At 61.1% G+C, this 11,865-nt stretch carries 9 protein-coding genes; all 9 read left to right on the forward strand.

The genetic code is table 11. The features are described 5' to 3' along the window. The first annotated feature begins 74 nt into the window (after positions 1–74). From ACWIKB_RS25425 to ACWIKB_RS25465, 9 genes are read left to right on the forward strand one after another with little or no spacing between them, the layout of a single operon-like run. Complete coding sequence (locus ACWIKB_RS25425) at positions 75–1,856, forward strand: IucA/IucC family protein (protein WP_475270247.1); 1,782 nt, start codon at positions 75–77, stop codon at positions 1,854–1,856. Then, positions 1,849–3,060, forward strand: a complete 1,212-nt coding sequence (locus ACWIKB_RS25430; protein ID WP_475270248.1) for a type III PLP-dependent enzyme — start codon at positions 1,849–1,851, stop codon at positions 3,058–3,060. The genes ACWIKB_RS25425 and ACWIKB_RS25430 overlap by 8 nt, the downstream gene beginning before the upstream one ends. Beyond that, entirely contained in the window at positions 3,057–4,472 is a 1,416-nt protein-coding gene (locus tag ACWIKB_RS25435; RefSeq protein ID WP_475270304.1) for a DHA2 family efflux MFS transporter permease subunit, read from the forward strand. The genes ACWIKB_RS25430 and ACWIKB_RS25435 overlap by 4 nt, the downstream gene beginning before the upstream one ends. A gap of 18 nt (positions 4,473–4,490) precedes the next feature. Next, complete coding sequence (locus ACWIKB_RS25440; protein ID WP_475270249.1) at positions 4,491–6,350, forward strand: IucA/IucC family protein; 1,860 nt, start codon at positions 4,491–4,493, stop codon at positions 6,348–6,350. Continuing rightward, the gene (locus tag ACWIKB_RS25445) at positions 6,344–7,117 is read left to right on the forward strand and encodes an HpcH/HpaI aldolase family protein (RefSeq protein ID WP_475270250.1); all 774 of its coding nucleotides are present in this window, start codon (positions 6,344–6,346) and stop codon (positions 7,115–7,117) included. Before ACWIKB_RS25440 ends, ACWIKB_RS25445 begins: the two co-directional genes overlap by 7 nt. Before the next feature lie 4 nt (positions 7,118–7,121). After that, entirely contained in the window at positions 7,122–8,951 is a 1,830-nt protein-coding gene (locus ACWIKB_RS25450; protein ID WP_475270251.1) for an IucA/IucC family protein, read from the forward strand. Next, positions 8,941–9,855 carry an ABC transporter substrate-binding protein gene (locus ACWIKB_RS25455; RefSeq protein WP_475270253.1) on the forward strand — a complete coding sequence of 305 codons (915 nt, stop codon included), beginning with the start codon at positions 8,941–8,943 and terminating at the stop codon, positions 9,853–9,855. The genes ACWIKB_RS25450 and ACWIKB_RS25455 overlap by 11 nt, the downstream gene beginning before the upstream one ends. After that, a complete protein-coding gene (locus ACWIKB_RS25460; RefSeq protein WP_475270254.1) occupies positions 9,852–10,841 on the forward strand; it encodes a FecCD family ABC transporter permease in 990 nt (329 codons plus the stop codon). The genes ACWIKB_RS25455 and ACWIKB_RS25460 overlap by 4 nt, the downstream gene beginning before the upstream one ends. Further along, entirely contained in the window at positions 10,834–11,865 is a 1,032-nt protein-coding gene (locus tag ACWIKB_RS25465) for a FecCD family ABC transporter permease (RefSeq protein ID WP_475270255.1), read from the forward strand. The genes ACWIKB_RS25460 and ACWIKB_RS25465 overlap by 8 nt, the downstream gene beginning before the upstream one ends.

Genomic DNA, 11,865 nt, shown 5'->3' on the forward strand with positions numbered 1-11,865 from the left:
AATCAGTCGATCAGCAATTAATTTTTTCGCGAGATAACGTATTCAGTGACCTCACGGGCTACTGTGGAGCACCCATGAATCATCCAAATCGCAATGTATTACCGAATATGGTCAGTGAGTTGGCGACGACCTGTGCGTTGCTTAATTGTTTGATCAAAGAGTTTGCCTTACCGGAAAACTGCCTCAGTTACAGTTGGCCGACGCAGATGCAAGGTATCGCTCCGGGCAGTTACCTCGAAGGTCTGGAATGGAAGGGCATTCCCCTGACCATCAAACTGCCGAACCAGCAGCAGTTCTTTGTGATGGTGGACCGCCGCGACGGTCTCGGCAGTCACCGTTACCTGTCGGACGTTTATGCCCGGCGCGGCGAGGGTGACTGGTCGTGCCTGGGGTTTGCCGAGTTCGTCGAGCAGTTGCTCGCGGCGTGCGAACACATGACCCGCGCCAGCAACGACGAGTTGCTGGATCAGGTGCTGCAAAGCCAGTTGTTGACCGCCGCCATCGTCGGCCACAACACGCCGAAGGACTCAGACCCGCTCAGCGGGTACCTGGCCAGCGAACAGGGCTTGTGGTTTGGTCACCCGAATCACCCGGCACCCAAGGCGCGATTGTGGCCAGCGCATCTGGCCCAGGAAACCTACGCCCCGGAATTCCAGGCGCGCACGGCGTTGCACCTGTTCGAAGTGCCGCTGGAAGGTTTGAGCGTCGGCGCCAACGGCCTGAGCAAAGCCCAGGTGTTGGCCGGTTTTGCCGATCAGGCACAGGCACGTCCGGGGCACGCAGTGATCTGCATGCACCCGGTCCAGGCGCAGTTGTTCATACAGGATGGCCGGGTGCAGCAATTGCTCAAGTCCAAGGCCATCGTCGATCTCGGCGCCACGGGCCTGATGGCCAATCCCACGGCCTCGATCCGCACTTGGTACATCGAGGGCCATGAGTTCTTTATCAAGGGCTCGTTGAACGTGCGCATCACCAATTGCGTCAGGAAAAACGCCTGGTACGAACTGGAAAGCGCGCTGATGATCGACCGGATCTTCCGCAACCTGCAACTGACCCAACCCGAAACCCTCGGCGGCTTGTCAGTGGTGGCCGAACCGGGTTTGTTGAGCTGGGCGCCGCACAGCGCCAGCGAAGCCGACAGCCATTGGTTCCGCGAACAGACCGGAGCAATCCTGCGCGAGAACTTCTGTCTCGACAGCGGCACCGACTGCAGCATCATGGCTGGCACGCTGTTCGCTCGCGGCCTGCATTTGCGGCCGCTGGTGCATGAATTTCTCACCCGTTTCAACGGCAATGACATCGACGACCAACAGCTGTTGAGCTGGTTCGACGATTATCAGGCGCTGTTGCTGCGACCCGTGCTGGCGTTGTTCTTCAACCACGGCATCGTCATGGAACCGCACCTGCAAAACAGCGTGTTGGTGCACGACAACGGTCGCCCGCAACGCCTGCTGCTGCGGGATTTCGAAGGAGTGAAACTGACCGAGGAACTGGGGGCTTCGCGGATCGATGCCGACGTGCATCCGCGAGTGCGTGAGTCGCTGCTCTATACCCGCCAGCAAGGCTGGAACCGCATCGTCTATTGCCTGTTCGTCAACAACTTGTCCGAGGCAGTGCTGGCCCTGAGCTGGGAGCGTCCGCACCTGGCACCGCTGATGTGGCAACGGGTCGAGCAGCAACTGATCAGCATCCGCGCCGAACTGACTCGCGCGGCACCGGAGCTGGATGCGCTAATCGACGGTCAGCCAATTGCCTGCAAAACCAACCTGAAAGTGCGTCTGGCAGCCAAGGCTGATCGCCAGGCCGGCTACGTCAGTCTGGTGTCCCCGTGGGGCAAGGAGACCCAGCATGGATAAGCTTCCCGCAACGGTGCTGGCCGCCATCGACGAAGCCCGCATCCAAAGCGAAGACCCGCTGGCGCTGTTTATCTACGACCTGGACGCACTGAAACAGCACGTCACGGAAGTGATGGCAGCGCTGCCCAAAGGCGTAGAGCTTTACTACGCGATCAAGGCCAACAGCGAACCGCAGATCCTCGCCACCGTGGCGCCGTTGGTGCACGGCTTCGAGATTTCCTCCGGCGGCGAAATCGATCGACTCCAGACATGCCCAACGCCCAAACCGTTCATCTTCTCCGGTCCCGGCAAACTCGATTCCGACCTGCGTTCGGCGCTGCACCATCAGGTCGAAGCGATCCACATCGAAAGCCTGAATGAAATCGTTCGCCTGCAACGGCTGGCGCTGGAAGCGGGGCGGGTGCAGGACGTGTTGCTGCGGATCAACCCGGAACTGCCGTCGCCGCTGTCGAGCAAACTGGCGATGGCGGGTACCGCGACGCCATTCGGAATCGACGAGTCAGAACTGGCGCAAGCGGTGAGCTGGGTCGATAACGCCAGCCATCTGCGGCTCAAGGGTTTCCATGTGCATGCGATGTCCCATCAGTCGCTGGTGGAGCGTCACGAACAACTGCTCGATCTATACCTGGAACGCTGGCCGCAATGGAAGGCGTTGTCAGCCAATCCGGCGACCATCACGCATCTCAATGTCGGCGGCGGCATCGGTGTGAATTACCTCGGCCCGCAGCAATTCGATTGGCAGCGTTTGTGCGCGCACCTGGGCGAGTCCCTGGCGGCGTGTGCCGATGCACCGATCGTGCGCTTTGAGCCCGGTCGTTTCATCAGTGCTTATTGCGGCTACTACGCCATTGAAGTGCTGGACAGCAAAACCAGTCACGGCAAGCACTTCCTGGTCTGTCGCGGCGGCACCCACCATTTCCGTCTACCCGTCGCCCAAGGTCACGATCACCCGGTGATTCATCTGCCTCGGCACCCCATGACATCAGGTGCGGTGGAGCAGAAATGGACCGTGGTCGGCCAACTCTGCACCCCCAAGGATGTGCTGAGCCGCGATTGTCCGCTGACCGGCGTCGAAGTCGGCGACATGCTGGTGCTGCCGCTGGCCGGGGCTTACGGCTACAACATTTCCCACGCCGATTTCCTCTGCCATCCGCGACCGCCGCAGATGTTTGTGCAAGACGCAGGAGGCGCATCTTGGGTTTGACGGTCGCCGCTCCGCGCTGGCTGGTGGTGGTCAATGTGCTGTTGGGCACGCTGACCGTCAGCCTCAACAACAGCTCGCTCAACCCGGCATTGCCGGCGTTCATGACTGCCTTCGAGATCGGGCCGCTGCTGGCCACGTGGATCGTCGCGGCATTCATGGTGAGCATGGGCATGACCATGCCGCTCACCAGTTTTCTCAGCCAACGGGTAGGGCGCAAGCGACTCTATTTGTGGGGCGTGGCGTTGTTTGTCTGTGGCTCGCTGATGGGCGCTTTCGCCAACTCTATCGCGCTGGTGATCACCGCACGGGTGGTGCAAGGCATTGCCAGCGGGCTGATGATTCCGTTGTCGTTGGCGATCATTTTTTCGGTGTACGCCAAAGGCGAGCGGGGCAGGGTCACGGGAATGTGGGGCGCGGCGGTGATGCTGGCGCCGGCGCTGGGGCCGTTGTGCGGCAGCCTGATGTTGGAGTGGTTTAGCTGGCGTTCGCTGTTCCTGATGAATGTGCCGATCGGTTTGGTGGCGCTGATTCTCGGCGTGGCCGTGCTGCCAGCGTCCGAAGCGTCCGAGCGCAAACCGTTCGACCTGACGGGTTATCTGTTGATCGCGGCGGGCATCGGCCTGCTGATGGTCGCGGTGGGGCGTTTGCGTCACGCCGACGCCCTGACCGATCCGCTCAATCTCGGCATGTTGCTGGCGGCGATCCTGTGCCTGATCGCATTTGTACGCCTGGAACTGAACCGCACCTCACCGCTGCTCAATCTGCGGATCTTCGCCCTGCGCGGTTATCGCTTGAGCGTGATCATCGCGGTGGTGCAGTCGGTCGGCATGTTCGAGTGCCTGGTATTGCTGCCGCTGCTGGTGCAAGTGGTGATGGGTTACAGCGCGATCTGGACCGGCCTGTCGCTGCTGTGCACGGCGGCGTTTGCCAGTTTGTTCGGGCACATCGGCGGTCGCTGGCTGGATCGGCACGGACCACGGGGCGTGGTGCTCTGGGGGCTGCTGCTGACCGGCGCCGCGACGCTGGGCCTGGGCCTGCTCGGTGCCGGCACCTCTATCGGCGTGGTGTTTTTCCTGATGATGGTGCGCGGCGCCGGGCTCGGCCTGTCGTACATCCCGATTACCACCGCCGGGCTCAATGCCTTGCCCGAACCGATGGTCACCCAGGGTGCGGCGATGAACAACATTTCACGCCGTCTCGTGTCGTCACTGGCCATCGTCATTGCTTCGCTCTGGCTCGAGTTTCGTCTCGGGACCGGGGTTGATTCCGCCGCTACGCCGGGGGCAATCAGCGAAGTGTTCATGGCCACCGGCATCCTGGTTTTGCTGGCGCTGCCCTGCGCCTGGCGTTTTCCCGTACACGCATCCGACGAGCCGGCCGAAGCACTGCCTTCGGCCCTCGAACACCGTTAATTCTTTAATCGACAAGGTATGACAATGGCGACCTCATCTCAGGCAACACCTCAGGCTCCAGGCGTCTGGCTGGCGACCGCCGACACCCAGCGCTATCAACAAGTGGAGCAGCGAGTGGTCGGCCAACTGCTGCAAACCCTGCTGTATGAAAACGTGCTGCCGTACCAACATTCACCCTTGGCGGGTAGCCAGTACCGGTTTGTCGTTAGCGGCGTTGACGCCCTGCAACAGCCGGTGGAATACCACTGCACCGGTTTGCTCAGCGCCAGCTTCGAACTGATCCGCCTCGACTACTCCAGCCTTGAGCGCGTCGATGCCCAAGGCAAGCATAGTCAACCGCGCTTGCATCAGGCGCTGGCCGAACTGCTGAGCGAGCTTCAAGACAGCCCACACCTGCCACGCTTCACCCATGAACTGGAACAGACACTGCTCAAGGATCTGCAATCGCGCAGTCAGGGTTATCAAGCGGCGCAACCGTCCCATCAACTGGACGTCGATGCGCTGGAACAGCACTTCATGGACGCCCACAGCTATCACCCTTGCTACAAATCGCGCATCGGTTTCTCGCTGGAAGACAACGCCAACTACGGGCCGGAATTTGCCACGCCAGTCGCCATCGTTTGGCTGGCCGTGGCGAAAACCTGCGGTGCGATGAACATCTCCCAACACCTGAACTACGACGATTTCATCCAGCAGGAATTCGGTCTTCAACGCTGGCAGGAACTCGCTGAGAGCCTCACCGACCAAGGCAAGTCGATGGGCGATTACTGGCTGATGCCGGTGCACCCGTGGCAGTGGGAAAACGTTGTTGTCCCGGTGTTCTACCCGGAACTGGTCAGCGGTGAGCTGATCCATCTCGGCACTACGGATGATCGTTATAAAGCGCAGCAATCGATCCGCACCCTGGCCAACGTCACGGAAAAGCAGCGGCCTTACGTCAAGCTTGCGCTGAGCATGACCAACACCTCCAGCACCCGCATCCTGGCCCGTCACACCGTGATGAACGGCCCGATCATTACCGATTGGCTGCATCAGTTGATCCGCAGCGACAGCACCGCCCGCGACCTTGGCTTTGTGATTCTCGGCGAAGTGGTCGGCGTCAGTTTTGACTACGACCGCCTGCCCGCCACGCGCATGTCCCAGGCCTACGGCACCATGGGTACCTTGTGGCGCGAAAGCATTCACCAGTACCTGGAAGACGATGAGCAAGCGGTGCCTTTCAATGGTTTGAGCTCCGTGGACAACCGATACGGTGACGGTGAGCAAACCCCGTTTATCGACGCCTGGATCAAGCAATACGGCCTGCACGCCTGGACCCGCCAACTGCTGCAAGTCGCGGTGTCGCCGATCATTCACATGCTCTACGCCGAAGGCATCGGCATGGAATCCCACGGGCAGAACATCGTCCTGATCGTCAAGCAGGGCTGGCCGCAACGGATTGCCCTGAAAGACTTCCACGACGGCGTGCGCTATTCGCCGCAACACCTTGGCCGTCCCGAACTGAGCCCGACCCTGGTGCCGCTGCCGGCCAGCCACGCCAAGCTCAACCGCAACTCGTTCATCCTCACGGACGATGTGGATGCGGTGCGCGATTTCTCCTGTGACTCGTTCTTCTTCATCGCCCTGGCCGAGATGGCGATCTTCCTGCATCAGCACTATCAACTGGCCGAAACCGAGTTCTGGCAGATGACCGCCGAGGTGATCACCGGCTACCAAGTCGAGCATCCGCAACACCGCGTGCGCTACGAAGCGTTTGATGTGTTCGCGCCGTTCTATGAAGTCGAGGAACTGACCAAGCGTCGCCTGCTGGGCGACGGTGAGCGTCGATTCAAAAAGGTGCCCAATCCGCTGCAAGCCTTTCGGCCGCAATCATGCTGAGGACCAATCTGCTCAAGCAGAAACTCACCACCGGGGCACCGGCCTACGGTCTGATCAGCTCGATTCCAGCGCCAGCGGCCATCGAGTTGATTGCCGAAGCCGGTTTCGATTTCGTGATCATCGACATGGAACACGTGCTGATCAACCCGCAAACCGTGGAGAACATGATCCGCACCGCCGAGAGTTACGCGCTCACGCCACTGGTGCGGGTGGCGGACCTCAACCCGAAAACCATGCTGCGCCTGCTCGACGGCGGCGCCCAGGGCATCGTGTTGCCGATGATCGAAAGCCCCGAGTCGTTGGCCGAGAGCGTCCGCGCCTGCAAATACCATCCGCAGGGCACTCGTAGCCTGAATGCCGGGCGCCCCGGTGCGTTTGGCAAACACAGCCTGGCGGAATACATCGGTCTGGCCAACGAGCAAATCATGATCGTGGCGATGATCGAAAGCGCCGAAGGCGTGCGACGCGCGGCGGAGATTGCTGCTGTGCCGGGCCTCGACATGATCCTCGAAGGCGCTGCGGATTTATCGCAATCGATGGGCCTGCCGTGGCAGATCGACCGCCCCGACGTGCAGCAAGCGCTGCTCGCCAGTTGGCAAGCCGCCAGTGCTGCCGGCGTGCCGTATTGCGCGATTCCACGTCAGCCGGGCGACCACGAACGGTGGTTGGGCCGGGGCGTTAAAAGTTTTGTTTTGGGTGACGAGCGTGGCATCGCTTTTCGTGCCCTCCAGGCCAAATTGGCCGCCACTTCAGCAGAAGGAAAATAATCCGATGAACTTCACCACAATGGCCGCCGACAGGGTGATGCAGGATCTGGTCGATTGTTTGCTGGCCGAACATTTTTTCGGGCCCGAACCGCTGAACCTGGTGGCGCCCGCAGCCGACCAGCCGTTCACCGGGTTGAATGCCGATCAGCGCATCTGGGAATGGCAGGGTTCAATCTTCGTAGCCCTGCGTCCCGGCATCACTCAGCAATGGGAGAAAGTCCCGGGTACGCCGGTATTGGGTCGCGAGAATGGCCAACTGACTGAACTGTCACCCGAAGCGTTCATGACCCAAGTACTGGCCGGGATGACCGACCGCTACCAGGACAATGAAAAGGGCTTTGCGCTGTTCCTCGACGTGCTGCGCACCAGCGTGCGCCAGACCGAGTTGTCTCTGGCCCATCGGGTCAACAGCGAGCGCTTGCTGGAAAAGAGCAACGCCGATTTTTTCCTGACCATGGAGCAGTGGGCTTCATTGCGTGATCGTCCTTATCACCCGCTGGCCAAGGCCAAACAGGGTTTAAACGACGCGGAATATCAACACTATCAAGCGGAATTCGCTCGCCCGGTGGCGCTGAACTGGGTCGCCATCGACCGCACGTTGCTGCAATGCGGCGACGGTGTGACGGACCTGACGCTGGATAATCCCGCCGAGTACCTGCTGCCATTCGCCCTGCACGCCGGCCTGCAACACGAGATGCAACAACGGGGCATTTACGAGAGCCATATCGCGCTGCCGGTGCATCCGTGGCAGTTCGATCACGTGCTGGAAGCGCAACTCGGCGACGCCTTCGCCAAGGGTGATTGCCAACGCCTGGACTTCAACGACGGTGATTTCTACGCCACTTCGTCGTTGCGTTCGATGACCCCGTGCTTCAACAGCGCCGATTACCTCAAGTTGCCGATGGCGATCTATTCCCTCGGCGCCTCGCGTTACCTGCCGGCGGTGAAGATGATCAACGGCGGCTTGAGTGAAAAGCTGCTGCGCCAGGCGCTGGGCAAAGATGAAACCCTGCAAGAGAAACTGCACCTGTGCGATGAAACCAAGTGGTGGGCGTTCATGCCGCCGGACGCGACGCTGTTCGATGAAGCGCCGCGTCACTTGGCCGCCATGGTCCGTGGTTATCCACCGGCGCTGCTGGAAGATCGGGACACCCGACTGGTGCCGATGGCCGCCCTCGGCACGCCGCTGCCCGGCAGCAATCAGCACTTCTTCGATGACTGGATGGCTTATCGTCAACTGCCGGCCAGCGCGGCGTCGGTGATGACGTTGTTCCGCGAGTTGTGCCACAGCTTCTTCGACATCAACCTGCGGATGTTCCGCATCGGCATGCTCGGGGAGATTCACGGGCAAAACGCGGTGCTGGTGTGGAAGGCCGGTCATGCTCAAGGCTTGCTGTTGCGCGATCACGATTCGCTGCGCATTTTCGTGCCGTGGCTGGAACGCAACGGCCTGGCCGATCCGGCATACCGGTTGAAGAAGGGCCACGCCAACACCCTGTATCACGAGCGCCCTGAAGACCTGCTGTTCTGGTTGCAGACCCTGGGTATCCAGGTCAACTTCCGCTCGATCATCGAAACTCTGGCGCTGGTTTACGCGTTGCCGGAGCGCGGTTTGTGGAAGGCGATGGGCGAAGTGTTGAACGAGTTGATTGACACCATCGACTTCGACACCGAAGCTCGGGCGATGATTAAACAGCAACTGTTCGAAGCACCGCACTGGCCACAGAAGTTGCTGCTTACGCCGATGATCGAACGGGCGGGCGGCCCCGGCAGCATGCCGTTCGGCAAAGGCCAGGTGGTAAACCCTTTCCACCGGTTGCATCGTGAAGACTGACCTTCAATGCCATCCCTCCAGGCGCACGCTGTTGCGCCTGTCGTTGGGTGCGCTTGCCCTCAGGTATTCGATACCGGCGTGGGCGCAAACCGACGCCGCGCCGCTGCGGGTGATCACCCTGTTTCAAGGGGCCACCGACAGCGCCGTGGCGTTGGGCGTTACGCCGTGCGGCATCGTCGATTCCTGGAGCGAGAAACCCACTTATCGTTATCTGCGTTCGGCGTTGGAGCCGGTGCCTCATGTCGGGTTGGAAACTCAGCCCAGCCTGGAGGACATCGCGTTGCTAAAGCCGGACGTGATCATCGCCTCGCGCTTTCGCCATGAACGCATCGCCCCGTTGCTCAAGCAGATCGCCCCGGTGGTGATGCTGGAGGAAGTGTTCGAGTTCAAAAAGACCCTGGCGCTGATGGGCGTTGCCTTGTACCGCCAGCAGCGGGCTGACGAGGTGTTGGCCCAATGGCAGCAGCGTGTTGCGCAACTGCGGCAGCAATTGCAGCAGAAGTTTGCCGGGCGCTGGCCGCCGACGGTGTCGATTCTGGATGTGCGTGAAGACCATATCCGTAGCTATTTGCCGGCAAGTTTTCCGGGTTCGGTGATCACCGAGTTGGGTTTTGACTGGAGCGAAGCCAGTCGAGCGGCGAGCGGGGTGTCGATCAAACTCACCAGCAAGGAAAGTCTTGCTGTCGTGAATGCCGATATTTTCTTCATCTTCTTGCGCGCGGAGAAAGCGGCGGTGCAGCGAAATTATGAAAGCCTGGTGCAGCACCCGCTGTGGCAGCAAATGCGCGCGCCGCAACAAGGGCAAGTGTGGCGGGTCGACGGCGTGGCGTGGAGCCTGTCCGGCGGCATGCTTGGCGCGAATCTGATGCTCGATGATGTTGCGCGTTTGGTCACGGCCTCATGAGCAACGCGTTGAAGATGTGGAGTGCGGGCGTTGTGTTGTTGCTGAGCTGCGTGCTGAGTCTGGCGGTCGGCGCGACCTGGATTCCGTTGTCGCAGATTGCAGCGGCATTTGTGCATCCTGATCCACTGAGCGTCAGTCATGTGCTGGTCACCACCACGCGCCTGTCGCGGACCTTGATGGCAATGGCCGTCGGCGCGAGCCTCGCGGTGGCCGGTGCCCTGATGCAAGCGCTGACGCGCAATCCGCTGGCGTCTCCCGGACTGTTCGGCATCAACGCGGGCGCGACGTTTTTTATCATCCTCGGTTCCTCGTTGTTCTCCCTGGCATCCCCGGACGCCTGGCTGTGGTGCGCGTTTATCGGCGCGGCCGTGGCGGGCAGTCTGGTGTGGCTGATCGGCAACATGGGGCAGGGCAGTCTCAGCCCGTTGCGCATTGTGCTGGCGGGTGCGGCGATGGCGGCGTTGTTCTCCGCGTTCAGCCAGGCGTTGCTCGTTGTGAATCAGGATGGACTGGACACGGTGCTGTTCTGGCTCGCAGGTTCGTTGACCGAACGTAGTCTGTCGGTCGCCGCACCGCTGCTGCTGTGTGGCGTGCTCGGGTTGTTTGGGTCGATGTTGCTGGCGGGGCAGGTCAATGTGCTGAACGCAGGCGAAGAAATTGCCACCGGCCTCGGACAGCGGACGGGTTTGATTCGCTTGTTAATGGCCGTGTTGGTGGTGTGTCTGGCGGGCAGTGCGGTGGCGTTGGCCGGCAGCATCGGGTTTATCGGTTTGCTGGTGCCGCACATGGTGCGCAAAGGCTTGTCGATTGACCATCGCTGGTTGCTGCCGGGCTGTGCGCTGCTGGGCGCGATTGTATTGCTGCTGGCGGACACCTTGTCGCGGGTGCTGATCTTGCCGCAAGAAGTGCCGGTGGGCGTGATGACCGCACTGTTCGGCGCGCCGTTTTTCATCCTGTTGGCGCGGCGTGGAGGTCGTTATGGATAAGGTCCTGACCTGGCGTCGCAGCGGGTTTTCCCGGCGGATCAATGTTGCGACATTGTGGCGATTGCTGGCGGCGTTAATAGTGACGGCGCTGATCATGCTCGGCTCGCTGTCCCTGGGCAAAGTCATGCTGTCGCCGCTGGAAGTGCTGCGGATATTGCTGTCGAACCAGGACGCCAGCCTGACGTTTATCGTCGAGCAACTGCGCTTTCCGCGCCTGCTGCTGGCGGCGTTGGTGGGCGCGGCGTTGTCGGTGTCCGGGCTGATCCTGCAAAGCATCATCCGCAACCCGTTGGCCTCGCCAGACCTACTCGGCATCACCAGCGGCGCCAGTGCGGCGGCGGTGTTGTATTTGTCGTTTTTCTCAGTGGCGCTGGGCCAACAATATCTGCCGCTGGCAGCGATGCTCGGCGCGGGGCTGGCGGCGTTGGCGATCTATCTGCTGGCCTGGAAACAGGGGACTTCACCGCTGCGACTGGTGTTGATCGGCGTTGGCATCTCCGCGATGTTGACCGCCGCCACCACGTTCATTCTGGTATTCAGTCCGTTGACCACGACCTTGTCGGCCTACGTCTGGCTGACCGGCAGCGTGTACGGTGCGAGTTGGCCGGAACCGCTGGCGTTGGGTTCCTGGCTGTTGGGCATTTGTCCGCTGCTGGTGTTCCTGGCGCGGCAGGTGATGGTGCAGCAATTGGATGACAGCCTCGCCCAAGGCATCGGCGTGCGCGTGCAGTGGCTGCGGGCCGGTTTGTTGCTGGTCAGCGTGGCGTTGGCCGGTGCGGCGATTGCCTGGGGCGGGGCGATTGCGTTTGTCGGGCTGATCGCGCCGCACATTGCCAAGCGCCTGGTGGCGCCGGGGTTTGGCGGCCAAGCGGTGATGGCGGCGCTGGTCGGGGCGAATCTTGTGGTGTTGGCCGACCTTGCCGGGCGCACGCTGTTTTTGCCGCTGGACCTGCCCGCCGGGATTTTTGTCGCTGTGCTGGGCACACCCTTTTTTCTCTATCTGTTGATTAAACAACGTCATTAA

The sequence above is a fragment of the Pseudomonas sp. 5Vm1k genome, assembly GCF_056161485.1.